Below are 23,636 nucleotides of genomic sequence, written 5' to 3' on the forward strand. Positions count from 1 at the left end.
CAAGGCGCCCCCTTCTCCGGAATGATCCAACAATCGGCTTCTGACCTGAAATACGAAACAACCGCCGTAAGGTTTCGTAATGGTTGCCATTCATTTCAAAAAGTGATATCATATAAATATCAAAACCATATCGCATCCGAGAAGGAGGCCACGCCATGAAAGAGAGAAAGGCATGGAAACTGAACGGTTTTGTCGCGCTGCTCCTTGCGGTCGTCCTTGTGGTCGGGGGCTTGTTCGTCCTGGCCTCGAGCGGTTCGGACGCCCCGCACCCGGCAGCCATTTTGGCCGCCGTTGTCATGATGTTCGCCGCCTTCATTATTGTCACTTCGCTCGTCATCGTCCATCCGAACGAAGCGAAAGTACTCACCTTCTTCGGCCGGTACGTCGGCACGCTTCTCGAAAGCGGATTCTGGATGACCGTCCCGTTCTCGAGCCGCAAGAAAATCTCCCTCCGCGTCCGCAACTTCAACAGCCAGCGGCTCAAAGTAAACGATGCGGAAGGCAATCCGATCGAGATCGGCGCCGTCGTCGTCTTCCGGGTCGTCGATACGGCCAAGGCGTCGTTCGACGTGGACAACTACGAAGAATTCGTCGAAATCCAGAGCGAAACGGCCATTCGCCATATCGCGACCCAGTACGCCTACGACTCGTTCTCCGAGGAAACGGCCGTCTCGCTGCGAAGCAACACAGACGAAATCGCGGAGCAATTGTTGCGTGAGCTGCAGGCGCGGCTGGATGTCGCCGGCGTGCAAATCCTTGAAACCCGGCTCAGCCACCTCGCCTACGCGCCGGAGATCGCGAGCGCGATGCTGCAGCGGCAGCAGGCGATGGCCATCGTCGCCTCGCGGCAGAAAGTCGTCGAAGGCGCCGTCGGCATGGTGGAGATGGCGCTGCGCAAGCTGATCGAGAACGGGATCGAGCTGGACGACGAGCGCCGCGCCGCCATGGTCAACAATCTGATGGTCGCCATCGTCTCCGACCGTTCCGCGACTCCGGTCATCAACACCGGAACGCTCTACTCGTAACCATCCGTCATGGCCAGTACGAAAAAAGCGTTCCCGCTGCGGCTCGATCCCGACGTCTACCGCGCGATCGAGCAGTGGGCGAACGACGAATTCCGCAGCGTGAACGCGCACATCGAATATTTGCTCCGCGAAGCCTTGTACCGGTCCGGCCGGCTGAAGCGCCGGCCGCCCGGCACGCTGCCCGATGGCACAGACGGCGAGCCGCCGACCTCGTGAACCACTTCGCAGCATGACGAGAGCCCGCATCCTATGGATGCGGGCTCTCTTGTCTTGCAACCGGGGATCAATGCGAAGGCATGCCTTGCACCGCCTGGGCGGTTGCCTGTTCCGGCGGCTGATGCTTGAAGATCGTCGCCAGCGCCGCCGTTCCGAGCACCATGGCGAGCGCGGAGGCCGCATACAGCACCTCGATCGGGAACCACGCCTTCAGGCTTCCGCCCGTGGCGATCATGACGACCATCATGCCCATGAACATCGGGTTGAGGACGCCGTTCACGCGCCCGACGATCGACTCGTCGGACCAGCGGAGAATCATGGTGCTGATTCCGATATGAATGGCCGGGAACGAAAGTCCCCCGATAAACTGCAAGGCCAGCGTCAGCCAGATCTGTTCGGACAGACCGATCCCGAGCGTGGTGACGGCGCCGACGAACATGCCGAGCGCGAGCAGCTTCTGCGGCAGGATGCGGCGCGACAGCGCGGCCATCAGCCCGCCGCCGATCAACATGGCGACCCCGTTCACCATCATCAGGAACTGCAGAAATTCCTTCGTTTTCCCGAGCTTCTCCGTTACGACAAATACGCCGAGCGGCTGCACCATGCCGACCCCGATGCCGGCAAGCGCGAACGTGAGGCCCAGCGTGCGGAGCACCGGGCTGCGCCAGACATACCGAAAACCTTCGGCCAGTTCCTTCCAGAAACTTCCCGCTTGCTGCGGCGCTCCGGGAACCGCCGCCTCTCCGCCGGTTTCCCGGCCTGACGGCGTCTCCGGCAGCCGGATCAGCACCGCGGCGGACAGCAGGAATGCGACGCCCATCACCGCGATCGAAGCGTTGATGCCGAACTCGTGGTACATCCAGATGCCGAGCGACGGACCGCCGACCATGAAAATGGCGACCATCGACTGGAAGAACGCCATCGCCTGCTGCAGCTGATCCGGACGCAGATGAATCTTGAACATGCGCATCGCGGAAGGCTGCGAGAACTGCGACAGAATGGACGACACCAGCGTCGCGAAGAAAATCATCTGCCACACGCCCGCGGCGAGCGTCGCCAGCACGACGAAGACGGATAAAGCCGACAGGAAATCGCTCCAGATCATCGTCCGCTTCGGCCGCCACCGGTCCGCGAACGTCCCGCCGATGAACGAGAACAGGAAGATCGGAAGGAATTCCGCCACATAAATCAGTGCGATCGCGACCGGGTCCGAATTCGTCATATCGGTCACATACATCAATATGGCAAAGTTGCGAACCCAGATTCCGATTTGCAGCAAGACGTTCGACAACAGGATGGTCTGGAAAAACCGGTTGCCGAACAATCCGCCCGGTTTCGCTCCGGTTGCTGCGGAAGACATGAGGAATACGCTCCTTTCCTACCACCGTTGATTCTGTTGATGCTGCGGGAAGCGACGGCTTCGGGACCACATCCGTCCCGAGCATCAGGCTTCCGATTCTACACCTCTTGATCGGCGGCGTCAAGGCATTTAAATGGTAAAAAATGATTTGCAGTCGAACTCGACCGTCTCGCAAGCAGAGGAGCCCTGACGGACGACCCGACGGTTCGACAACCCGCTCTCACGTTTCATTTCCACATTGCGGAAAACCACGTTATCCACAAATTCATCCACACTATCCCCTGAATTGTGCATCAATTCACGCGATACTGACGGTTTTCCGGTCTTAGAACGGCACGGTTTTCATCATTTTCATACCGCAGCCGGCCGAAAGAGGCGAATTTCACCCACATTGTCCACATTATCCACAATTCGCTTGTGAAAAACTTGTCCCCGTTTGCAAAACGACGGCATTCGACACCCCGCCTGCATTGGCGGCGTTTACACACATTTTTCAGTGGATATGTGGATAACTTTGTGCACACTCGGAATCATGGACGGGCAAACCCGGATGCGCAAGAGGCGGAAATTCCGTTCCGGACGCAAAAAAGACGGGCGGCCAGCCCGTCGCTGATCAGCCCGTCTGTTCCTCCGCTTCGCTGTCGCGGATGCCCGTCCGGATGACGGCCTGGTTGCACGCGCCGACGAACGCCTGCGCCACCGCGAGAATGATATCCTTGTGGATCGCCGTGCCGCGATAGCGCCGGCCGCCGTGAAGCACCGTCACGACCGCTTCGCCGTGCGCGTCCTCGCCCGAAGACAGCGAGTGGAGCTCAAGATCCTCGAACTCTGCCGCCGCCGGAATGACCTGCTTGATGCAGTTGATGACCGCTTCGATCGGTCCGGCGCCCATGGCGGAGCAGGTGCGCTCTTTGCCGGTGCCGCCTTCGCGGATCGTCACGGATGCGATGCGGGCGCGCTGCGTGCCGGACAGCACCTGCAGGTCGACCAGCGTGTACGGATCTTCGTGGCGGTCCGTCGACTCGCCGATGATGCGCAGGAGCTGATCGTCGGTTACGATTTTCTGCGCGTCGGCGACTTTCTTGAACGCGGCGTACACTTCGTCGAGCTGCTCGCCCTTGAGCTCGATGCCGTACTCCGCCGCGCGATGCTTGATCGCATGGCGGCCGGAATGTTTGCCGAGCACGATCATGCTGCGCGGAATGCCCATCGCTTCGGGATCCATGATCTCGTACGTGGCGCGGTTCTTAAGCAGGCCGTCCTGATGGATGCCGGATTCGTGCTGGAACGCGTTGCGGCCGACGATCGGCTTGTTGAACGCTACCGGGAAATGCATCATCCGACTGACGAGCCGCGACGTGTTGTAGATTTCGGCGATGTCGATGCCCGTCTCGGCCTTCAGCGCGTCCTTGCGCGTCTCGATCGCCATGACGAGCTCCTCGAGCGAACAGTTGCCCGCCCGTTCGCCGATGCCGTTCACCGTCACCTCGATCTGCGTCGCGCCGCCGCGGATCGCCGCGAGGCTGTTCGCGACCGCCAGCCCCAGATCGTTGTGGCAGTGCGCGCTGTAGCGGACGCGGTCCCCGCCCCTCGCCTGCGCGCGCACGGTGCGGAACAGCGCTTCATACTCGTCCGGCATCGCGTAGCCCATCGTGTCGGGCAGGTTGATGATCGTCGCCCCTTCGGCGATGACCGCCTCGACCATTTCAATGACGAACTCGATCCCCGCCCGGGTCGAATCCATCGGTGAGAACTCGATCTCGTCGACGAACTGCTTCGCGTACGCGACCATCTCGCGCGCGATCGAGAGCACCTGCTCGCGCGTCTTGCGCAGCTGGAAGTCGAGGTGGATGTCCGACGACGAAATGAACAGGTGCAGCCGGCGGCGCGCCGCGTCCTGCGTCGCCTTCACCGCGGCGTCGATGTCGCCGCGCACGGCCCGGGCGAACCCGACGATCTCCGTGCCCTGCAGCTCGCGGGAAATCTGCTGCACGGCGGCGAACTCGCCCGGGCTGGAGACCGGGAACCCCGGCTCGATCGCGTCGACGCCGAGCTTCGCCAGCTGGCGTGCGATAATGATTTTCTGTTCCGGCTCGATCGCGGCGCCGGGCGACTGCTCGCCGTCACGCAGCGTCGTGTCGAAGATCGTGATGCGCTTCATTTCACTCGGGTTAACGGATTTGGTCATGGTGAACCCCTCCTGAATGTTTTTTGGCGGAATCAAAAAAAGCCCGCCGTCTCCGAACGTTCGTTCAAGAGACGACAGGCCGTTGGTCGGCATGCCGCGGTACCACTCTTGTTGACGCGCCCCTTGCGGGCCGCGTCCCCTCCGCGCCGGCGGCGCGCAGCCCGGGTCTGCTGCAGTCAGACCGGGCGTGCCGCTCTCGCCGCCGGCAACCGTGTAACGGCGGTCAACCCGTGCCGGACCTATCCCCGCGCGGCCGTACGCTCCGCGCCGGTGTCGATCCGCCCGCTCCCGGGCGAGTTCGAGCGATGCCTTCGGCTGCGTCGCACCGGCCCGCAGCTCTCTGCGCCCGCCTTCCGCCTTGCGGCGGCCGGCGGCTGTTCCGTCACCGCTCTACTGCTCCCGTTCATCGCGTTTCTTTGAGATCCGCTTGTTTCGTTCCGTGCGGCGAGGCCTCAACATCAAGAAAGCCTGCCGTCTCCGATTTCTCAAGAGACGACAGGCTTCGTGCCCGCGCGGTACCACTCTTGTTGACGCCCGTGCCGGTACGGCCGGCGCGCCCACCTCACGCATGCCGCGCCATCCGGCGCAAGCATGCACCCGATTACGGGGGTCAACCGTAACGGCGTAGTTGGCGGTTCTCGCGCCGTCCGTTCCGCCGCTCCGCTCCCAGGCGAGATTCAGGTTCACCTTCGGCTGCGTCGCACCGACCCGCAGCTCTCTGACCGGCCCGCGGCTTGAATCGCCCGGCCGGCATCCCGGCAGCACCCTACTGTTCCTGTTCATCGCGTTTGTGATGTGTGCAGTGGATATTGCTGTTCATTATATTCCCGCATCGGCAATTTGTCAATTCAAAACTTTCTGTTTTGTCGTTGTGCTGTGATATTGTCAGGGTGTAACTGATCCGAGAAAATGTCAGTATGAGCAAGGAGCAGATCACCTTGACGAAGAGCGAACTGAAACGCGTTATGGTTCTTGAAAAATGGATCGATGGCCGTCTCGCGGAACAGGATGTTGCGCGCATTCTTGGCATCAGTATTCGGCAAGCGTATCGGCTCAAGGCCAAATATCGTCACGGAGGTGCACAAGCCATCGCTCATGGGAATCGGGGCCGTAAGCCCGCTCATACCTTGGCCGATTCGCTCAAACAACGCGTTATGCTCTTGTATCAGGAGCGCTACTTCGGAAGCAATGCCACCCACTTTGCCGAACTGTTGGCCGAACACGAAAACATCCATTTAAGCGTCTCTTCGGTCCGCCGCATTCTGCTGGAAGGCGGGTTGCGTCCCGCGCGGCTGCGCCGTCGTCCGAAGGCTCACCGACCCCGGCCCCGCAAACCTCAGGCGGGCATGCTGTGGCAGATCGATGCTTCTCCCTATGCCTGGCTGGAGGATCGCGGTCCCATGCTCACCCTGCACGGCATCATCGATGACGCCACCGGGGAAGTGGTCGCGGCCACCTTCCGCCCGACCGAAACACTGGAGGGCTACGTGACCGTCATGATCGAGGGGCTTAGGCGCAAAGGCGTACCGCTTGCGCTCTACAGCGACCAACACTCCATTTTTCACCCGCCCAAGGGCAAGCCGACCCTCGAGCAGGAATTGGCCGGTGAGCCGCCGTCGCTTTCCACCTTCGGGCAGGCCCTCGCCGATCTGGGCATTACCCATATCGAGGCGCTGTCTCCTCAGGCCAAAGGACGGATCGAACGGCTCTGGCAAACGTTCCAGGACCGCCTGGTGATCGAACTTAGGCTGCGCAACGTGTGCACGATGGAGGAAGCCAATCGCGTGTTACCGGAACTCATCGCCAAGCACAACCGCCAGTTCGCTGTCGCACCACAAAATGCCGAACCGGCCTACCGTCCGCTGCCCGAAACACCCCTGGAGCACATCTTCGCCCGGCGGCAATACCGGCGAATCAGCGGCGGGCAGACGTTCTCCTGGAAAGGGAAATGCTACATGCCAAAGCCCGTCCCCGGTGTTCCGCGCTGGGAAGCGAAGAGCGTCGTCGAAGTGCGTGTCGGCATGGATGGACAAGTGTGGCTGTGGGATCAAGGGCGGGCCTGGCCTTGTGTGGAGACGCAGGCCTCACAGACCCCGGCGCCAACAACGGCCAAAAAAGAAGCGGCGCCTGCGTCCCCCCGCAAGCCCGCTGCAAACCATCCCTGGAGAAAACCATTCTCCAGCAAGCAGTTACAGCGTAGCACAGCATCCGGCTAGTCTGCAAGAGGACGGCGGTTGTTTAATCAGCTATCATCCCTGACATTTTCATAGAACAGTTAACCTGACATTTTCACAGACGCTTGACATTCAAAACTTTCTGTTTTTTTTGTCGCGGGGACCCTCAGATCCGCACCGGACAAACCGAAATCGTTCGACAGAACCAGACGGCTTTTCCTGTTTTGGCAATTCCGACAGGGTTCCCAACCGGGCGAAAATCCGTTACGCTATGAAAACGGATGGTTCCTTCGGCAGTCCGGGCAACCGGCGACAGATTCAGAGAAAGGTGGAGAAGCGATGCAGAACGACTTGCACCTTCAGGCAACCGGCGCAGACCGCACATCACGCGCTTCCCGCAGAAGCCGATCCGCCTCGAAAGCGGCCGTCCTCCTGCTGACCGTCATCTGGCTTCTACTGATAGCCGGCGGAGCTGCCGGCGCCGCATGGTACGCCGGCGAGCTGCAAGCCCGCATGACGGCCGACATCGAACAGCAGACGGCGGCGAAGATTGCAGCCATGCAGCAGGAAGTCGAAACGCGGATGACCGAGCTCGAAGCCTCTTTTCGCGCCGAGATCGACACCGTCGAAGCGAAAGTGAACGCGCTGAACGAACTGCTGACGTTCGCCCGCGACAACGCGAACGAAGATACGGACAACAGCAATCTTCTCTATACGCAACTCAATGAAGTGAAGGCGAAGCTGGAAGAATTGCAGAAACAGCTGGATGTGTTGAAATGAACCGTCTGTTGCAGCCGCGAACGATCCATCGATTGTTTTTGCTGGCCGCCGCTCCTTTTCTCGGGATGGGGATCTGGCTGGCGGCTGCGGGCCCCGGCCTGACGCTCTCCCTGTCGGATGAAGCGTATCCGGAGTTCAATCTGCCGGCCCCTCCGGCAGCCGGAACATTGACGGAAGGCGTCGCGTCCGGTCTCGACAAGGCGATCGGTCTGGCCGGCGAGACGAACGAATCGATCCGCCGGGAAGCGGAACTGTTCGAGAAAGCGTCCGCCGAAGCCGGACGGCTCGCGAAACTTGCGGCCGCCCAGGTCGGCAAGCCTTACGCGATCTACGACCGGCGCATCACGGCGAGACTCGGCACACCGGTCGAAGAAGTGCGCTCGAACCGGATAACGGCGCAGTTGTTTCATGTGAAGGCGCAGCATTTCAACGGATACGCCCTGAAGGTGAAGCTGAAATCGAATCAGGCGATGAGGATGGTGCTCGGGAAGGACGAGTTCGGCGGCGCGGAGACGACGCTGTCGGCCGTCAAGCGGCTGGGAGCGGTCGCCGGCGTGAATGCGGGAGGCTTCGCGGACAAGAAGGGGAAGCGCTATCCGCTCAGCACGACGATCATTGACGGGAAATATGTATCGGGGTTTGAAGCGTCCTACAAAGACCTGTTCTTCGTGGGCATGAACGACAAGATGCAGCTGATCGGCGGCAAGTTCAAGACGCAGGAAGAGCTGGACAAGCTGAACCCGCAGTTCGGCGCGTCGTTCGTGCCGATCCTGATGAAGAACGGCCGCGCCCAGCCCATTCCGGAGAAATGGAAGACGACTCCCCGGCGCGCGCCGCGCACCGTGATCGCCAACTACAAGGACGACCAGTTGCTCATCCTTGTCGTGGACGGATACGACGAGAAAGGCAGCTCCGGCGCCACGCTGGAGGAGCTGCAAATTCTGCTGGCAAGATACGGCGTCAAGGACGCCTACAACCTCGACGGCGGCGGCTCGTCTTCGCTCGTGTTCAACGGCCGCGTCATCAACAAGCCGTCCGACGGCGAGCTGCGCAAGCTGCCGACCCATTTTCTGTTCTTCAAGTAAAAAGCCCCGCCGGAGCGGTCCCATCCCGCAACGGCCGGGCTTTCTTTCAATCTTTCACCGACCAGGCTTCGAGGGACAGCAGCGGATCGGCTTTTGCGTCAAGCGGCGTGAATTCGCCGCGCACCCATTTCAGATGGGCGGCGGCACCGATCATCGCGGCGTTGTCCGTGCAGAGCGAGAGCGGCGGGATGAGCAGCGGCAGTCCGCGCTCCTCGCAGGCCGCCGTCAGCGTCCCGCGCAGCCCGCGGTTCGCGGCGACGCCGCCGCACAGGAGCAGCTGCCGGGCGCCGAATTCCTCCGCCGCGCGCAGCGCTTTCGTCACGAGCACGTCAATGACCGATTCCTGAAATCCGCGCGCCAGGGCGGGCCGCATCGGCGGCTCGCCCTTCATCCGTGCCTTGTTGATCTCGGCGAGCACGGCGGATTTGAGACCGCTGAAGCTGAAGTCGTACGATTCGGGCTCCAGCCAGGCGCGCGGCAGCTCGTTCACGTCGTCCGCGTCCATCGCCAGCCGGTCGATGTGCGGTCCTCCAGGATACGGAAGCCCGAGCGCCCGCGCCACCTTGTCGTACGCCTCGCCGACCGCATCGTCCCGCGTCCGGCCGATGATCTTGAACTTGCCTTCCCGCTCGAGGACGACCAATTCGGTATGCCCGCCGGAGACGACGAGCGCCACCGCGGGATAGAGCATTTCGCCGATCAACTGGTTGGCATAAATATGCCCCGCGATATGATGCGTGCCGATCAACGGCACGTCCAGCGCCAGCGCGAGCGCCTTGGCCGCGGCAAGACCGACCAGCAGCGAGCCGACCAGCCCCGGTCCCTGCGTCACCGCGACGGCGTCGACATCCTTGAGCGAAAGGCCCGACTCGGTCACCGCATGCTCCATCATGAGCGTGATCGACTCCACATGTTTGCGCGAGGCGATCTCCGGCACGACGCCGCCGAACCGGCGGTGCGTCTCGACCTGGCTGGACACCAGGTTGCTCAGGATCTCCTTGCCGCCGCGCACGACGGCGGCCGACGTCTCGTCGCAGCTCGTCTCGATCGCCAGGATAACGCCTTCCCGGGAGCCGCCTCTTCCGGCCGCCGTCATGCCGTTCCGCCTCCGGATGCGAGATCCGCCCACATGATGTACGCGTCCTCCTGATTGTCGGTATAGTATCGGGGTCTGATTCCGTTCTGTTTGAACCCCAGTTTGCGGTAAAGATTTTGCGCCACTTCGTTCGACACCCTGACCTCAAGCGTCATCGACCGGGCCCCCTGTTCCCTGGCCGTCTGCATGAGCCGGTGCAGCAGCATCTCGCCGTAGCCGCGCCCGCGGTACGGCGCGCGCACCGCGATGTTCGTCACGTGCGCTTCGTCCATGATGACCCACATGCCGCCGTAGCCGATGATCGATTGATCCAGCTCCATCACCGTGTACCGGGCGAAATGGTTGTGCCGGATCTCGTTCACGAACGCTTCCGCTGACCACGGCACCGTGAACGCTTCCCGCTCGATGGCCGTAATCGCCGGCACGTCGGACAGCAGCATCGGGCGGAACTCCGGCACCTTTACGGCGCTGTCGCCGTTGCCTTGCGCTTCACGCGCGCGTTCCCCCATCATACTCCCTCCTGCCGCCCGGCGAGAAGTTTCGCCTCCGCTTCCGCGAGCTGTGTGTAATTGGGCACCAATGCATGCGGATCGTCGGTTTCGCCCGCGGCGAGCCGCCGGATGCCGAGCTCCGCAATGGATCGTCCTTCCATGACGGTCGGACAGACTTCGATCCGCACGCGGCCGTCCAGCCGCTCCCCGAGCTGCTCAATGCTCGCCAGGTGCAGCGACGGATCGCCGACAAACCGGATGCGGCGCGGGCGCTCCGGCTCTCCCGGACTTTCCGCCTGCTCCGCCAGCTCATCCGCCCAATCCCGCATGAGCCGGATGCCGTCGCCCGCAAGCCGCCGCCAGCCACCGCCGGATGTAAACCGGGCGGTGTACACCTGGCCCCGCCGCGCGTCCATCAGCGGCACGATCCATTCGGGAGCGGAATCCGCTTCCGGGCCGCCGTCGCCGGATGCCGCGCCGAGCGCCAGCGCCTCGAGGCTGGACACGCCGACGAGCGGCACGCCCCACGACCAGGCCAGCGTCTTCGCGATCGTCACCGCGATCCGCACGCCGGTGTACGACCCCGGGCCGCAGCCGACGGCGATGCCCCCGAGCTTGTCCGGCGCCACGCCCGCCGCGGCGAGCACGTCCTTCACCATCGGCACGGCCAGCACCGAATGGCTGCGCTCCACGATCGACCGGTCGTCCGCCAGCACGCGGCCTTCCCCGACAACGGCGACGCAGAGCGCGGAGGTCGACGTATCGAGCGCCAATACCGGCTTGTCAAGACCGGCGGATGCGATGTTCGTCATTCGCCGCACGCCCCTTCCTCCGCCAGCCGCCGGCACCAGTCCGCATACGGCCGGCCCGTGCCGGTCAGACGGATGGTGCGCGCGCTGCCTCCGGCATGTTCAATCGCAATCGCCAGATGGGCGGGAGGAAGCAGATCCGGGATCAGCCTCGCCCATTCCACCAGCACGACGCCTTGTCCATAAAAATAATCGTCCAGCCCCAGCTCGTCCGCCTCTTCGTGCGACAGCCGGTAGACGTCCATATGATACAGGGGCAGCCGCCCGTCCTCATATTCCTTGATGATCGTGAACGTCGGGCTGTTCACGACTTCCCGCACGCCGAGCGCCCGGGCGAACGACCGCGAGAAGAACGTCTTGCCCGCCCCCAGATCGCCGTCCAGCGCGATGACCGTGCCCGGAGCCGCCCAGCCTGCGAGCCGTTCGGCCAGCCGCGCCGTGCCGTTCTCATCTTCCGCGCGCCATACCGCCTGCGCGGCATCCATCTTCTGATCGTTCACGGTCGTTCACCGTCCTTCTCCCTGACCGTCAATACGCACTTATTATAGCGGCCGGGCCATGGGCGATCAACAAAGGCCGCAGCGAGACGCCGTCCGCGCGGCAAGTCCGCACGGTCCGGCACGTCCGTATTCCGTCCGGCACACCCGCGGCAAGTCCCGCGCACCCGCGTCCGCCCGGCGCAACAGCTGAAATTTTTTTGCCTAAATCCGCCGTTTCGCCGAAATTGCCGAGAATAGAATAAAAAATTTCGTCTAATTGCCTCCAAATCCAAAAACGATTTCGCTTGTTTCAGTGAATATCTTTCTTCTTGAACCGTCCGCCTTTCACATCGTGGATGTTGCCGATGGCCAGGAACGCGGTCGGATCCATTTCCTGCACGATGGACTTCAGCTTCGCTTCCTCCAGCCGCGTGATGACGCAGAAGATCACCCGCTTGCTGTCTCCCGTGTACGCGCCTTCGCCGGCCAGATAGGTGACGCCCCGGCCGAGCCGGTTGATGATGGCCGAACCGATCTCCGTCGCGGCGTCGCTGATGATCCAGACCGCCTTCGACTCGTCCATCCCTTCGATCGTGATGTCGATCGCCTTGTACGCGATGAAATACGCGATCAGCGAATACATGGCGCTGTCCCACTCGAACACGAACCCGGCGGACAGCAGGATGAAGAAGTTGAAGAACATGACGACTTCGCCGACCGAGAACGGCGTCTTCTTGTTGATGAGAATCGCCACGATCTCGGTGCCGTCCATCGAACCGCCGAAACGGATGACAAGGCCGACGCCGACGCCGAGAATGACGCCGCCGAAGATCGCGGCGAGAATTTTCATGATGGTCAGCGGCTCGATCGGATGAAACAGGAACGTGCAGAGCGACATGACCGAAACGGCGTAGAGCGTCGAGAGGGTGAACGTCTTGCCGATCTGTTTGTACCCGAGGAACAGAAAGGGGAGATTGAGGAAGAACAGATAAAGCCCGAGCGGCACGCCCGTCAGTTCGTGCAAAATAATGGAAATACCGGTGATGCCGCCGTCGATGACATTGTTGGGAACAAGAAAAATTTCGAGCGCAACGGCCATCAGGACGGCGCCGATCGTCAGCATGACGATGCGTTTTGCGATTTCTGCCGGCCTGAGGCCGGAATGCTGCTGTGAGGCCATTTACTGTCTTCCCTTCCACGGCGTATGGACTGATATCTATTATTTTAACTTTTCGCCGTGGAGAAAAAAAGAGAAAACCGGGAGCGATCGCCGCGTCCCGGACATCCGGCGTCCGCGACCCGGCTCGCTCCCGGCTTGTTGCCGCATCTGATCCCGGAAATTTTCGGCGTTCTGCCCGTGACTTCCCGCTATTGCGGGATGCCCAGCATCCGCGCGACCGTGACGAACCGCACACCGTCTTTGCGCAGCTTGGTGATGACCTCGGGCAGCGCCTCGACGGTGCCGGTCAGGTCTTCCCCCTTGCCGCCGGCCGAATGCTGCAGGATGATCGCCCCCGGCTTCACATGCGCCAGGATGTTCGTCGCGACCTCATCGCGGCTTAAGTTTTTCCAGTCGAGCGAGTCGACGTTCCAGCCCACGATCTTCCGCTTCTGGCTCGCCAGCCATTTGATCTGCTCTTCGGTGATGTTGCCGTACGGCGGCCGGACGAAGCTCGGCGTATAGCCGGTATATTGTTGGATCAGCCGGTCCGTCTTGCGGATTTCCTCGCGGAACCGCTCGTCGGACAGCTTCGGCAGATTGGCGTGGCTGTAGGAATGGTTGCCGACGACATGCCCTTCCGCGACGATCCGCCGCATGACGTCCGGGTGCGCCTCGATCCGGTTGCCGACGCAGAAGAACGTCGCCTTCACCCCTTCACGCTTCAGAACATCCAGCACGCGCGGCGTGAACACGTCGTCAGGGGCGTCGTCGAACGTCAGCGCCACTTCGCGCTTGTCTCCGGATCCTTGCAGCACGAAGGTGCTCGGATATTTCGCGCGCAGATCCGCCAGCGTCAGCGGCTTCGGCTCGCGCAGCTTGCGCTCCGGCCCGTCCGCGAGGTTCGGCGTATTGTCCCGGTTCGACTGCATGCGGATGCCGCGTCCGTTCTTCTCGCCGGCCTGTTTCGTGCGGATGCCGCCATCGCCGTCAGCGCCGTTCCCGCGCTTCACCTCCGCGCAGCCGGCGAGCAGCGCAAGAACCAGCAAGGCGGAAAGACAAGACAGCCCGGTCAGCCGTTTCACGCTCTTCGCGCCGATGCGCATGCCGGTCAACCTCCTTCCAGGTCGTCCATCGTATCCGTCGTCGTTTCGCCGATTTTGCCGTTCTTCACCGGCGACACATCGCCGCCGCCGAGACCTTCGTTCACCATCCGGTCGATATCCATCTCCGCTTCCGCGCGGCCTTCATGGTCGCCGTCTTGCAATCGATCCGGATTTCCCTCTGGCTTATCCGTCATCCGTGAGTCCTCCTTCCATCCGCTGCGGGATACGCACAAAATATGCCCCCCGCGGTTGGTTTTCATGCATGTTGGGCACGATGGTTAGCAGGAAGGTGCGTTTCAGAGATTATTTTTTTCCCAGAAAAAATAGCGGGAGGTACGGGCATGCATACGGTGTGGAAAGGCGCGATCAGCTTCGGTCTCGTGCACGTGCCGGTTAAAATGTTCGCCGCCGTCGAGGACAAGGACATTGCGATGCGGATGATTCACCGGGAGTGCGGCGGGCCGATCGCCTATGTGCGGACATGCAAGAATTGCGGCAAGGAAGTGGCAACCGAAGACATCGCGAAAGGGTACGAATACGAGAAAGGACGGTTTGTGCTGTTCGAGAAGGAAGAACTGGACGCGCTGGCCGCAGAGACGTCAAAAACGATCCGCATCCTCGACTTCGTCGACATGCGGGAGATCGATCCGATCTATTTCCAGCGGTCGTACTATCTGGCGCCGGATCAGGCGGGCGCCGGCGCCTACAACCTGCTGCTGGAGGCGATAAAGCGGACCGGACGGATCGGCATCGCGAACGTGTCGATCCGTTCGAAGGGGAGCCTGGCCGCCATTCGTTTCATCGAAAACTGCCTGGTGATGGAGACGATCGCCTATCCCGACGAAGTGCGGCCCGTTCACCAGGTGCCGGGGCTGCCGGAGCATACGGCCGTGAACGAGAAGGAACTCGAAATGGCGACGATGCTGATCGACCACCTGACGGGCCCGTTCGAGCCGGAGAAGTACAAGGATGAGTACCGGGGGCGGCTCATGGAGGCGATCCAGGCGAAAATCGCGGGCGAAGAGGTGCACATCGCGCCGGAACAGGAGCGGACGAACGTCATCGACCTGATGGCCGCCCTCCAGGCGAGCCTCGAAGCGGCGGGAGCGCCGAAGGCGGGACCGGCGGCGACGGCGGGCGCGGCGGGCGCAGAAGGCGCAGCGGGCGGCACGGGCAAAGGGACCCGTCGCAAGACAAGCGGCAAGAAGAAAGAAAAAGAGTCGGTCCGTTGACCGGCTCTTTGTTCTTTCGCCATTGTGGTGCAAATTTGCACCATAATGGCGTATCTAAACCCCGCTTTGGCCCAATATAGTGCAAATCTGCACCAGATGCGTCCATCAAAGCCCGGAAAGCTTTATATATGGTGCATATTTGCACCATAATCGCCGATACTTCCATCCCGACCGAAAATGAGGTGCATTTATGCACCCTATGGCATGCCGCCCTACGCACGCCCTTACACAAACGGCCTTAGCCGCCGCGCCTCGTCATGCCGCACCCCTTCGATCTCGACCTGCGGATCGATCGCGGCGAGCAGGCGGCGCAGCGCCTTGACATCGCGCCGGTAGACGTCGAGGACCGCCGTCTCCCCGTCGCCCGTCTCGATCCAGCGGACCCGCAAGCCCCGATCCGCCGCTTCCCGCAGCCGGCCCAGCATGGCGCTGCGGACCCGGATCCGCTTGACGGGCGACATGCCGGAATATCCCGCTTCCAGCATGAAATAGGTGAGCACATGCGCGATGATCGAATAGAGCGCCTGGTTGATGCCGAACACAAGCCCGGCGAACAGCAAAATCGCCAGATTCGCCACGAAGATGACGGTGCCGGCGTCGAGCCGGCGAAAAGCCGGCCTGAGCGGTGCGGACGCGGCGAGCTCGTCGAAGCTGCCGCCCTGCCGCAGGACGAGGCCGATGCCGAGGCCGAGGAACGTGCCGCCGCCCAGCGCGGCGGCCAGCGGGTCGTCGGAGACCGCCGGCACCGGATGCAGGTAGTGCGTGAACAGGACGATCAGCACGAGCGGCAGCAGCATCCGCAGCGCATGGCGCCGGTTCGTTGCGGTCCGGCTCAGCAGAAACGGCAGATTGAACAGGAACAGCACGAGGCTGAGCTGCATTTCGGTCAGATGCGCCGCGAGGATCGAGGCGCCGGCGATGCCGCCGGTCGCCACCCCGTTCGGCAGCAGGAACAGTTCCAGACCGACGGCCGCCAGCACGCTGCCGATGACGAGCAGACCGTAGTGGATGAACCGGTCGAAGGCGGACAGGGCGCCGCTCCGCGCTCCCGCTTCGAACGGCTCGTCCCGCCTGACGGCGTCCCGGCGTCCGGACGGGGAAAAGGCGGATTTGCGCAAAGCGAGTTCCCGGACGGTCATGCGGCATCGCCTCCTTGCCTTCACTGTTCCGGTTCAGCTAGCCCGGAGCAGATATCCCATTACCCTAACGTTACCACAGTACCGGAGATTGCTCAAACCGTCGGTTCGTCGAGCCGGTCGAACGTGCAGTCCGTTCCCGGACCCGCGCTGACAACCTCGATCACCGGCTGCCGGAGCGTCCGTCCGGCCGTCCATTCGAGGTAGCGGACCTTCGCCGTCAGCATCGGCCGGATCCAGACCGCGCCGGCACTGCGCGGCGGCTTCGCCGCGAACGGGCAGTCCGGCGTGCGGAGCAACTCCGCCGCGGCAGTGATGTCCGCCCAGTCCCGGCCGGTGAGCCGGCCCGATCCGGCATGGCCGATGTAGTGCAGGCGTCCCTGCCCGTCGTACAGGCCGAGCAGCAGCGCGTTCACCCGGCCGCCGCCGCAGGTGACGCCGCCCACGGCGGCCGTCAGGTCGCGCCGCACCTTGATCTTGCGCCAGCGGCCGTCCTTGCCGCCAACCGCGTAGGTGCTGGCGAGGTCTTTCACGACGATGCCTTCCATGCCGTGCTTCCGCATCACGTCGAACAGCTTCGCGCCGTCGTCCGTGTTCTCGACGAGCCGGACGCGGCCGTCGGGTTCGACGGCGCGGGCCAGCAGCCGCTGTCGCTCTTCGAGGCTGCGCCCGGTCACCCATTCGCCGTCCAGGTACAGGATGTCGAACACCATGTACGTGACCGGGATCTCGCGGACGGCGGCGGGCACGGCCCGCGCGTTGCGGATGCCGTCCCGGCGCATCACTTCGTGGAAGGACGGGCGGGCGGCGTCAAAGGCGACGATCTCGCCGTCAAGGATGGCCGACCTCGCCCGGCAGTAGCGGCGCGCATCGGCCAGCTCGGGGTATTGCATCGTACGCTCGTGCAGCCTGCGGTTCACGAGCTTCGTGGCGGCGCCGTCGAAGTAGACGAGCATGCGCACGCCGTCCCATTTGATCTGGGCGGCCCACTGCGGCCCCGCCGGAATGTCGTCCGCCGCAATCGGCTCGAACGGCACGATCGGTTCCATGCGCGCGCCTCCTTTTCGGGATCGGACTGCCCCCGGCGATTTCGAACGGAACGCCGCTGCCGTCCCGGCCTTTCCATCCCGGCGGATAGATTCGCTGACGGCGGCAATACTGGGGGCAGTATCATGTTTTCCCGGAAATGAAGAAGCGAAACAGGAGGGGCGCGCATGGCGGTCAAAACGACGGGAACGATCACGGTGCAGGGCGAGCGGCTGTCCATCAGCAATCCGGACCGGGTGCTCTGGCCGGAAGCCGGCATTACGAAACTGCGCTATCTGGAGAAGCTGGCGGAGCTCGCTCCGCACCTCATCCGGCACTGCGAAGGGCGGTATCTGACCGTCATCCGGTACCCGAACGGCATCCACGGCAAGTCTTTCTACCAGAAGAACGCCCCGGAGCCGCTGCCCCCCTTCGTGCGGACGGCCGAGCAGAACGGCATCCGCTACGTCGTGCTCGATTCGCTGCCGACGCTCATCTGGCTCGGCAACCTCGCCTGTCTCGAATTCCACGCCTCGTTCGACCGGATCGGCGAGCTGCTGCGACCGGCGGAATGGGTGATCGACCTCGACCCGTCACGGGAGGAGGAGCCCCGCATCATGGAAGCGGCATGGCTCGCGGGGGAGCTGCTCCGCTCCCTCGGCATCGCGTCCGTGCCGAAGACGTCCGGCGCGACGGGCGTGCAGATCGTCGTGCCGGTCGAGCCGATTCTCACGTTCGACGAGCTACGCGCTATCGGCCGGTTCGTCGGCGAGTATCTGGTCGGCAAGTACCCGAAGCTGTTCACCATTGAACGACTCAAAAAGAACCGCGGCGACCTCATCTACTTCGATTACCTGCAGCATTACGCCGGCAAAACGCTGTCCGCCCCGTACACGCCGCGCGCACGTCCGGCGGCGTCCGTCTCGACGCCGCTCACGTGGGACGAGGTGCGGGCGGACGTCCGCCCGGCGGATTTCAACCTGCACACGATCGGGCCGCGCCTCGCTAGGCTGGGCGATCTGCTGGAGCGGGCGCCGAAGCAGAACCTCCGGCCGATCTTCGAATTTATCCGCGGGCGCCAGGGGTGAAGACGGGCTGCATCGGCGGTTGCAGCAGCGGCTGCTGCTGCGGCTGCTGCTGCGGCTACAGCAGCGGCGACAGCAGCCGCGCCATCGCCCGCCCCGCCCTTGCGCCGGCCGTCAGCCCGCGCAGCTCCTCCGCCGTCACCTCGCGCGAATCCGCAAGATCCTTGAGGAAGTCCCGCTCCAGCCGTCCGATCGGCTTCCCGTCGAACAGCAGCGCGCTCAGCTCATAGTTGCTGTAGAAGCTGCGCATGTCCAGATTTGCCGTCCCCACCGACGCGAGAAGCCGGTCGACGATCATTACCTTCGCGTGGATGAACCCTTTCTGATAGCGGTACACCCGCACGCCCGCGGCCTGCAGATCGGCCGCGTGGGACAGCGTCGCGGCCAGTACGAACCGCGTGTCGGCGATGCCCGGCACGATCAGGCGCACGTCCACGCCGCCCGCGGCCGCCGTCCGCAGCGCCGCCGTCAGGCCGGCATCCGGGACGAAATACGGCGTCGCGATCCAGATGCGCTCCCGTGCGGCACCGACCGCGGCGAGCAGACCGTCGTAGACTTCGTTTCCGCCGGGGCGAGGCCCGCACGAGACGATCTGCACCCGTTCGTGCGACGTGCACGCATGCGGCGGCCAGTAAGCCGGATCGTCAAGCGCCTCCCCGGAAGCGAGCTCCCAGTCGCGGACGAAAATGTTCTGCAGGTCGCAGACGGCGTCCCCTTCCACCAGCAGATGCGTATCCCGCCAGAACCCGAGCCTTTTGTCCAGCCCCAAATATTCGTCGCCGATGTTGATGCCGCCCGTAAATCCGGACTTGCCGTCGATGATGACGATTTTGCGATGGTAGCGGTGGTTGATCCGGCGGCTTCTGAGCGCGGCGCCGAGCGGGAGGAAGCACCGCACCCGCACGCCGGCTTCCGTCAGCTCGCGGATATACGACTTTGGCAGCTTCCAGCTGCCGAAGCCGTCGTAGATGAGCCGCACCTGCACGCCTTCCTTCGCCTTGCGGATCAGGGCGTCCCGGAATCTCCGTCCGGCGCCGTCGTCGCGCAGAATGTAATAGGCCAGATGAATATGATGCTCGGCTTTCCCGATCCTATCGAAAATCGACGCGAACGCCTCTTCGCCGTCCGTCAGAATCTCGGTGCCGTTGCATCCGGTGATCGGCGCATCCGACATCCGCCTGAGCGCCCGCCTCAGCCGCTCATCCCCGGGAAAGGCGTCATCCGTTCCGGCGGAAGAACGCTTCGCCGGCTTGCGGTCACGGGAGTCTCCCAGGCCGACCTTTCCCCTTGCAAGCAGAAACGGAAGGATGCCGACGATCGGCAGCGCCAGCAGAACAAGCAGCCATGCCGCGGCACGCGCCGGACGGCGATGCTCCGCTGCGAGCACAACGGCGGCTTCCGCCCACCAGACGACAACAGCCGCCAACAGCCACGGCCAGACCATGCAACCGCTCCTTTCCTGGCGAAAGTCGTCTCTGTAGTATGCCCTTGTCCCGTGACATGTTTCCCACCGGACAGGAATAAATAACTAGTGAACGTTCAAACCATCACCGGACGGGGAGGGGCGCCGTGACTTGAGGGACAGGAGTTCGACCCGGTGGTCGCTGATCGTCATGCGCGGCCCCGACAAGCGCGTCCGCCAGTTCCGGATGCGGCGGCGCTTCATCGTCGCCGCGCCCGCGGCGCTGCTCCTGCTGTTCGCCGCCTGCCTGACCTTGCTGCAGGCGCACGCGTCCTGGCAGCTTGCGGCGCTTCAGCGGGAGCTGGCCGAGCAGACCGTCCGGCATCAGGAGGCCATCGCGGCGAAAGACGGGCAGATCCGCGCGCTGGAAGCGGAGGTGCGGGAATTGTCCGACCAGCAGGGCGAGCTTGAGGCGCGGCTTCGTGATTTGCACGATTTGGAGCGGAGACTGGAAGATTTTTTTGAACGGTACGGAGGAGACGGGGATGCGCCGCCGGTCGGCGCAACCGGCTTGAGCGGAGCCGATACGGCCGGAGATGCGGATACGGCGGACGTGCGCGCCCCGCCCGAAGTGACCGCCGCCGACATGATCCGGATGCTGAATGCGGACGAGCCCGATTTCCGCACCATTTCGGGCATGATCGACGATCTGGACCGGTCGATGGCCTACAAGATCGAAGAGGCGCGGCGGCGGAAGCTGGAGGCCGACGCCCTGCCGTCCGTCTGGCCGACCCGCTCCCGCCGCGTCACCTCGACCTGGGGCTACCGCCGCGATCCGTACACCGGGAAGACCGCCTTCCATGCGGGCATCGACATCGCCGGGCGGAAGGGCGATCCGGTGTATGCCGCCGGAGACGGCATGGTGGAGGATACCGGCTCCGACGCAAGCCGCGGCCGCTACATCGTCATCAAGCACAGAAACGGGCTGCGCAGCCTCTACTATCACCTGTCGGCCGTCGAGGTGGAGCCCGGCGACGCTGTGATGCGGGGCGGACGGATCGGCGCGCTCGGTTCGTCCGGCAGGAGTACGGGGCCGCATCTGCATTTCGGAGTCGAAGCGGATGGGGAGAGCGTGAACCCGCTCAACTATCTGGAACTCGTGAAGGAGGATTAACATGCGGAGGAAACGTTCGATTCCCGTGACCGACACACTGATCGGCCGGGGCACTTCTTCCTAAGGACGCATCGAATGCGATGCCGGCCTCCGGATCGATGGCGAATTCAGCGGCGAAATCGTCTGCCGCGGCGACGTCGTCATCGGCGAGTCCGGTGTCGTCCGCAGCAACGTCGAGGCGCGGAGCGTGACCGTTGCCGGCAAGCTGTTCGGCAGCGTGAAGTCGCACGGCCGGTTCACCCTCCTGGCATCCGGCGAAATGAACGGCGACGTGGCGGCCGCGGGATACGTCATCGAAGGCGGGGCGCGGCTCAATGCCGATTGCCGGACGGATCCGTCCCTGGCCGAAGGGCGCGCGGACGCGCAGCGGGACGACGGACGGAAGCAGCCGGCGCCCGTGGCGGCAGACGGCCGCATCGCCGTCCCGCAGGCAAAAAAACAGGCAGGATGAAGAGCGGTCTACCGCTCTCCATCCTGCCCTTCTCCGTTCTGTCCGTCTGTCCGTTCCTCGTCCGGGGCGTCCGCATCCATCCGGATCATGAAGCGGTCGTAGCGGCCGTCGATCTCGCGCGCCATGCTGCGGTACCGCTTCGTCTCTTCCACGATCGGATCGTACTCCATCCGGATCCGCACTTCGTACTTCGGCGGCAGGCTTGCCCGGACGCGCTCCTCGCGGCCCGACTCATCGAGCGGGCCGTCCGTCAGCTGCTCCGCAAGCACCCGCTCCGCTTCCGCATCGTGCGGAGCGCGGCCGCCGGCCTGCCGTCCTTCCCGTCCTTCCATGCGCTTCACCTTCCCGCAAGATGCCGATTGGATGACGATGCAATCGTGCCGTCCCGTGTAGTATCGGGAAGCGCCCGATCCGTTATTCCGCCGCCGAGCGGAGCACGGCCAGAAGTTCGTCGTGCACGGCGCCGTTCGACGCCACGATATTGCGCACGCCGAGATGGTACGGGTTGCCGTCCAGATCGGTGACGACGCCTCCCGACTCCTGGATGAGCAGCGCGCCTGCCGCGATATCCCAGCTGTTCAGGCCGATCTCCCAGAAGGCGGAGAGCCGGCCCGCGGCCACATAAGCCAGATGCAGCGCCGCCGACCCGGCCGTGCGCACGTTCCGCACGCGGGGCACGACAGCCTCAAGCTGGCGCATGTTGAGCGGGAGCGCGCCGTCACGGTCGGCCGGAAAGCCCGTTGCGACGAGGCTCTCCTTAAGGCCGGTCTCGCCGGACACCCGGGTGCGCCGGCCGTGGACGTAAGCGCCCTTGCCTTTCTCCGCGATGAACAACTCGTCTTTCGACGGATCGTAGACGACGCCGAGGATGACCTCGCCCCGGTGCGCCAGCGCGATCGAGACGGAGAAGAAAGGAAATCCGTGCACGAAGTTCGTCGTCCCGTCGATCGGGTCGATGATCCACAGATATTCCGCATCCTTCACTTCTTCGAGCGCCGCCGCCGACGCGGCCGGCCCCGGTTCGACGCCTTCCTCCCCGAGAACGGCATGGTCCGGAAAGTGCGTCAGAATGAGGCTGCGGATCAGGTTCTCCGAACCTTTGTCCACTTCCGTCACGAGGTCGTGGTGCGACGTTTTCTGATTCAGGCTGGCGTAGCCGCCCACCTTCGTCTTGATCCATTCGCCCGCCTTCGCCGCGCAGTTGATCGCCACGGCCGCGAAGCTTTTCCGGCCGATGACCTGCCGGCTGTCCGTATCGTTCATGATCTCCCCCCCTTTCCGTCCGAAAATAACGCTTGATTAAGCGGTACGCCCGCCCATTGATGGCCTACAGTGATTGAATTCCTTCGAATATCATGCGGACCGCCAGCACGAGCAGCGTCACGCGCAGCAGCCACAGGAGACCCCGGCCGGACATGCGCCGGGCGATCCAGGCGCCGATCTTGCCGCCGATCCAGGCACCGGGGAGCAGCGCCGCCGCCAGCAGCCAGTCGATCTCGCCGAGCCCCGCCTTCACGCCGCTGCCGAGCAGCGACGACAGGAAGATTGTGAACATCGAAGTCGCGGTCGCCACATGCGGCGGAAACCGGAACAGGATCACCATGACCGGCACGAACAGCGAGCCTCCGCCGATGCCGAACAGCCCGGAGACGAGACCGACGCCGAAACCGACGATGAGCCCGGGCAGCAGCGCGAAGCCGTACTCGTGCTCGTTCCCGGCGGCGTCGGTCCAGACGCGGCGCATCGGCCACGCCCGCGAGGACGGCTTCATCCGGTCGCGCAGCATGAGCAGCAGTGCCATAAGCAGCATGAAGACGCCGAACACGATCCGGAACGGGCCGCCCTGCAATTGTCCGGTCAAGGCGGAGCCGAGCATCGCCGCCGGTCCGCTGGTGGCGAAGAGCAGCCACGCGATGCGGAAATCGACGCGCTTGTCCTTCATGTAGCTCAGCGTCGAAGCGAGCGCGGTTACGATCAGCACCGCCAGCGATGTGCCGACAGCCGTGCTGTGCCCGATCGGCTCGCCGGTCAGCATCGGGCCGAACAGAAGGAGGGACGGCACGATGATGATGCCGCCACCGAGCCCGACGATGCTGCCGAAGACGGCGGCGATCAGTCCGAGGATGATGAGCAGGATGATGGCAATGAACATGGCGAATTAA

The 23,636-nt window shown here is 63.6% G+C and carries 24 protein-coding genes; 9 read left to right on the forward strand and 15 right to left on the reverse strand.

Annotated features, from left to right (window positions below; all coding sequences use genetic code 11):
• Positions 1–155 precede the first annotated feature (155 nt).
• Complete coding sequence (locus tag THECO_RS14570) at positions 156–1,025, forward strand: SPFH domain-containing protein (RefSeq protein ID WP_015255802.1); 870 nt, start codon at positions 156–158, stop codon at positions 1,023–1,025.
• Between the two features lie 9 nt (positions 1,026–1,034).
• The gene (locus tag THECO_RS14575) at positions 1,035–1,241 is read left to right on the forward strand and encodes a hypothetical protein (RefSeq protein ID WP_015255803.1); all 207 of its coding nucleotides are present in this window, start codon (positions 1,035–1,037) and stop codon (positions 1,239–1,241) included.
• 67 nt (positions 1,242–1,308) lie between these two features.
• On the opposite strand, the gene THECO_RS14580 is transcribed toward THECO_RS14575, so the two are convergent.
• Positions 1,309–2,601 carry an MFS transporter gene (locus tag THECO_RS14580; protein ID WP_015255804.1) on the reverse strand — a complete coding sequence of 431 codons (1,293 nt, stop codon included), beginning with the start codon at positions 2,599–2,601 and terminating at the stop codon, positions 1,309–1,311.
• A gap of 613 nt (positions 2,602–3,214) precedes the next feature.
• A complete protein-coding gene (locus THECO_RS14585; protein WP_041853934.1) occupies positions 3,215–4,762 on the reverse strand; it encodes a 2-isopropylmalate synthase in 1,548 nt (515 codons plus the stop codon).
• A 965-nt stretch (positions 4,763–5,727) separates the two neighbouring features.
• Between THECO_RS14585 and THECO_RS14590 the strand changes: the two genes are divergently transcribed.
• The 3 genes from THECO_RS14590 to THECO_RS14600 all read left to right on the forward strand — a co-directional run bounded on the left by THECO_RS14590 (position 5,728) and on the right by THECO_RS14600 (position 8,828).
• Positions 5,728–7,005 (forward strand): ISNCY family transposase, encoded by a 1,278-nt coding sequence (locus THECO_RS14590; protein WP_015255806.1) that lies wholly within the window; start codon positions 5,728–5,730, stop codon positions 7,003–7,005.
• A 297-nt stretch (positions 7,006–7,302) separates the two neighbouring features.
• Entirely contained in the window at positions 7,303–7,743 is a 441-nt protein-coding gene (locus tag THECO_RS14595) for a hypothetical protein (protein ID WP_015255807.1), read from the forward strand.
• A complete protein-coding gene (locus THECO_RS14600) occupies positions 7,740–8,828 on the forward strand; it encodes a phosphodiester glycosidase family protein (RefSeq protein ID WP_015255808.1) in 1,089 nt (362 codons plus the stop codon). Before THECO_RS14595 ends, THECO_RS14600 begins: the two co-directional genes overlap by 4 nt.
• A 46-nt stretch (positions 8,829–8,874) precedes the next feature.
• On the opposite strand, the gene tsaD is transcribed toward THECO_RS14600, so the two are convergent.
• The 7 genes from tsaD to THECO_RS14635 all read right to left on the reverse strand — a co-directional run bounded on the left by tsaD (position 8,875) and on the right by THECO_RS14635 (position 14,162).
• Positions 8,875–9,924 (reverse strand): tRNA (adenosine(37)-N6)-threonylcarbamoyltransferase complex transferase subunit TsaD, encoded by a 1,050-nt coding sequence (gene tsaD, locus THECO_RS14605; RefSeq protein ID WP_015255809.1) that lies wholly within the window; start codon positions 9,922–9,924, stop codon positions 8,875–8,877.
• The gene (gene rimI, locus THECO_RS14610) at positions 9,921–10,433 is read right to left on the reverse strand and encodes a ribosomal protein S18-alanine N-acetyltransferase (protein ID WP_015255810.1); all 513 of its coding nucleotides are present in this window, start codon (positions 10,431–10,433) and stop codon (positions 9,921–9,923) included. Before rimI ends, tsaD begins: the two co-directional genes overlap by 4 nt.
• On the reverse strand, positions 10,433–11,227 hold the full coding sequence (gene tsaB / locus THECO_RS14615) for a tRNA (adenosine(37)-N6)-threonylcarbamoyltransferase complex dimerization subunit type 1 TsaB (protein WP_052835919.1): 795 nt from the start codon (positions 11,225–11,227) through the stop codon (positions 10,433–10,435). The genes rimI and tsaB overlap by 1 nt, the downstream gene beginning before the upstream one ends.
• On the reverse strand, positions 11,224–11,709 hold the full coding sequence (gene tsaE, locus THECO_RS14620) for a tRNA (adenosine(37)-N6)-threonylcarbamoyltransferase complex ATPase subunit type 1 TsaE (protein ID WP_041854516.1): 486 nt from the start codon (positions 11,707–11,709) through the stop codon (positions 11,224–11,226). The genes tsaB and tsaE overlap by 4 nt, the downstream gene beginning before the upstream one ends.
• Positions 11,710–12,013: 304 nt before the next feature.
• Positions 12,014–12,883, reverse strand: coding sequence for a YitT family protein (locus tag THECO_RS14625; RefSeq protein ID WP_015255813.1), 870 nt, complete (start codon positions 12,881–12,883; stop codon positions 12,014–12,016).
• A 188-nt stretch (positions 12,884–13,071) separates the two neighbouring features.
• The gene (locus THECO_RS14630) at positions 13,072–13,968 is read right to left on the reverse strand and encodes a polysaccharide deacetylase family protein (RefSeq protein WP_015255814.1); all 897 of its coding nucleotides are present in this window, start codon (positions 13,966–13,968) and stop codon (positions 13,072–13,074) included.
• Positions 13,969–13,973: 5 nt separating this feature from the next.
• On the reverse strand, positions 13,974–14,162 hold the full coding sequence (locus THECO_RS14635) for a hypothetical protein (protein ID WP_015255815.1): 189 nt from the start codon (positions 14,160–14,162) through the stop codon (positions 13,974–13,976).
• Between the two features lie 147 nt (positions 14,163–14,309).
• On the opposite strand from THECO_RS14635, the gene ku reads away from it, so the two are divergent.
• A complete protein-coding gene (gene ku / locus THECO_RS14640) occupies positions 14,310–15,200 on the forward strand; it encodes a non-homologous end joining protein Ku (protein WP_015255816.1) in 891 nt (296 codons plus the stop codon).
• Positions 15,201–15,424: 224 nt separating this feature from the next.
• Here ku and THECO_RS20665 read toward each other — a convergent pair whose 3' ends face one another.
• Entirely contained in the window at positions 15,425–16,339 is a 915-nt protein-coding gene (locus THECO_RS20665; RefSeq protein ID WP_015255817.1) for a YitT family protein, read from the reverse strand.
• Positions 16,340–16,431: 92 nt separating this feature from the next.
• A complete protein-coding gene (locus THECO_RS14650) occupies positions 16,432–17,385 on the reverse strand; it encodes an ATP-dependent DNA ligase (RefSeq protein WP_015255818.1) in 954 nt (317 codons plus the stop codon).
• Between the two features lie 165 nt (positions 17,386–17,550).
• Between THECO_RS14650 and ligD the strand changes: the two genes are divergently transcribed.
• A complete protein-coding gene (ligD, locus tag THECO_RS14655; protein WP_015255819.1) occupies positions 17,551–18,450 on the forward strand; it encodes a non-homologous end-joining DNA ligase in 900 nt (299 codons plus the stop codon).
• A gap of 55 nt (positions 18,451–18,505) precedes the next feature.
• On the opposite strand, the gene cls is transcribed toward ligD, so the two are convergent.
• Complete coding sequence (gene cls, locus THECO_RS14660) at positions 18,506–19,891, reverse strand: cardiolipin synthase (RefSeq protein ID WP_015255820.1); 1,386 nt, start codon at positions 19,889–19,891, stop codon at positions 18,506–18,508.
• A 130-nt stretch (positions 19,892–20,021) separates the two neighbouring features.
• Between cls and THECO_RS20670 the strand changes: the two genes are divergently transcribed.
• Both THECO_RS20670 and THECO_RS20675 read left to right on the forward strand, forming a co-directional pair.
• Positions 20,022–21,023 (forward strand): M23 family metallopeptidase, encoded by a 1,002-nt coding sequence (locus THECO_RS20670; protein ID WP_015255821.1) that lies wholly within the window; start codon positions 20,022–20,024, stop codon positions 21,021–21,023.
• A 70-nt stretch (positions 21,024–21,093) separates the two neighbouring features.
• A complete protein-coding gene (locus THECO_RS20675; protein ID WP_083883280.1) occupies positions 21,094–21,474 on the forward strand; it encodes a polymer-forming cytoskeletal protein in 381 nt (126 codons plus the stop codon).
• Positions 21,475–21,482: 8 nt separating this feature from the next.
• On the opposite strand, the gene THECO_RS14675 is transcribed toward THECO_RS20675, so the two are convergent.
• The 3 genes from THECO_RS14675 to THECO_RS14685 form a co-directional block, all read right to left on the reverse strand.
• Positions 21,483–21,806 (reverse strand): hypothetical protein, encoded by a 324-nt coding sequence (locus THECO_RS14675; RefSeq protein ID WP_015255822.1) that lies wholly within the window; start codon positions 21,804–21,806, stop codon positions 21,483–21,485.
• Between the two features lie 82 nt (positions 21,807–21,888).
• On the reverse strand, positions 21,889–22,737 hold the full coding sequence (locus THECO_RS14680; RefSeq protein ID WP_015255823.1) for an inositol monophosphatase family protein: 849 nt from the start codon (positions 22,735–22,737) through the stop codon (positions 21,889–21,891).
• Positions 22,738–22,801: 64 nt separating this feature from the next.
• Positions 22,802–23,626 carry a sulfite exporter TauE/SafE family protein gene (locus THECO_RS14685; protein ID WP_015255824.1) on the reverse strand — a complete coding sequence of 275 codons (825 nt, stop codon included), beginning with the start codon at positions 23,624–23,626 and terminating at the stop codon, positions 22,802–22,804.
• Between the last annotated feature and the right edge of the window lie 10 nt (positions 23,627–23,636).

It is taken from the genome of Thermobacillus composti KWC4, from assembly GCF_000227705.2.
GTDB lineage: Bacteria > Bacillota > Bacilli > Paenibacillales > Paenibacillaceae > Thermobacillus > Thermobacillus xylanilyticus.

Bases quoted from the DNA above. Each gene is read 5' to 3' on its own strand.
- THECO_RS14570 (WP_015255802.1), top strand. From the start codon at position 156: ATGAAAGAGAGAAAGGCATGGAAACTGAACGGTTTTGTCGCGCTGCTC.
- THECO_RS14575 (WP_015255803.1), top strand. From the start codon at position 1,035: ATGGCCAGTACGAAAAAAGCGTTCCCGCTGCGGCTCGATCCCGACGTC.
- THECO_RS14580 (WP_015255804.1), bottom strand. From the start codon at position 2,601: ATGTCTTCCGCAGCAACCGGAGCGAAACCGGGCGGATTGTTCGGCAAC.
- THECO_RS14585 (WP_041853934.1), bottom strand. From the start codon at position 4,762: ATGAAGCGCATCACGATCTTCGACACGACGCTGCGTGACGGCGAGCAG.
- THECO_RS14595 (WP_015255807.1), top strand. From the start codon at position 7,303: ATGCAGAACGACTTGCACCTTCAGGCAACCGGCGCAGACCGCACATCA.
- THECO_RS14600 (WP_015255808.1), top strand. From the start codon at position 7,740: ATGAACCGTCTGTTGCAGCCGCGAACGATCCATCGATTGTTTTTGCTG.
- tsaD (WP_015255809.1), bottom strand. From the start codon at position 9,924: ATGACGGCGGCCGGAAGAGGCGGCTCCCGGGAAGGCGTTATCCTGGCG.
- rimI (WP_015255810.1), bottom strand. From the start codon at position 10,433: ATGGGGGAACGCGCGCGTGAAGCGCAAGGCAACGGCGACAGCGCCGTA.
- tsaB (WP_052835919.1), bottom strand. From the start codon at position 11,227: ATGACGAACATCGCATCCGCCGGTCTTGACAAGCCGGTATTGGCGCTC.
- tsaE (WP_041854516.1), bottom strand. From the start codon at position 11,709: ATGGATGCCGCGCAGGCGGTATGGCGCGCGGAAGATGAGAACGGCACG.
- THECO_RS14625 (WP_015255813.1), bottom strand. From the start codon at position 12,883: ATGGCCTCACAGCAGCATTCCGGCCTCAGGCCGGCAGAAATCGCAAAA.
- THECO_RS14630 (WP_015255814.1), bottom strand. From the start codon at position 13,968: ATGCGCATCGGCGCGAAGAGCGTGAAACGGCTGACCGGGCTGTCTTGT.
- THECO_RS14635 (WP_015255815.1), bottom strand. From the start codon at position 14,162: ATGACGGATAAGCCAGAGGGAAATCCGGATCGATTGCAAGACGGCGAC.
- ku (WP_015255816.1), top strand. From the start codon at position 14,310: ATGCATACGGTGTGGAAAGGCGCGATCAGCTTCGGTCTCGTGCACGTG.
- THECO_RS20665 (WP_015255817.1), bottom strand. From the start codon at position 16,339: ATGACCGTCCGGGAACTCGCTTTGCGCAAATCCGCCTTTTCCCCGTCC.
- THECO_RS14650 (WP_015255818.1), bottom strand. From the start codon at position 17,385: ATGGAACCGATCGTGCCGTTCGAGCCGATTGCGGCGGACGACATTCCG.
- ligD (WP_015255819.1), top strand. From the start codon at position 17,551: ATGGCGGTCAAAACGACGGGAACGATCACGGTGCAGGGCGAGCGGCTG.
- cls (WP_015255820.1), bottom strand. From the start codon at position 19,891: ATGGTCTGGCCGTGGCTGTTGGCGGCTGTTGTCGTCTGGTGGGCGGAA.
- THECO_RS14675 (WP_015255822.1), bottom strand. From the start codon at position 21,806: ATGGAAGGACGGGAAGGACGGCAGGCCGGCGGCCGCGCTCCGCACGAT.
- THECO_RS14680 (WP_015255823.1), bottom strand. From the start codon at position 22,737: ATGAACGATACGGACAGCCGGCAGGTCATCGGCCGGAAAAGCTTCGCG.
- THECO_RS14685 (WP_015255824.1), bottom strand. From the start codon at position 23,626: ATGTTCATTGCCATCATCCTGCTCATCATCCTCGGACTGATCGCCGCC.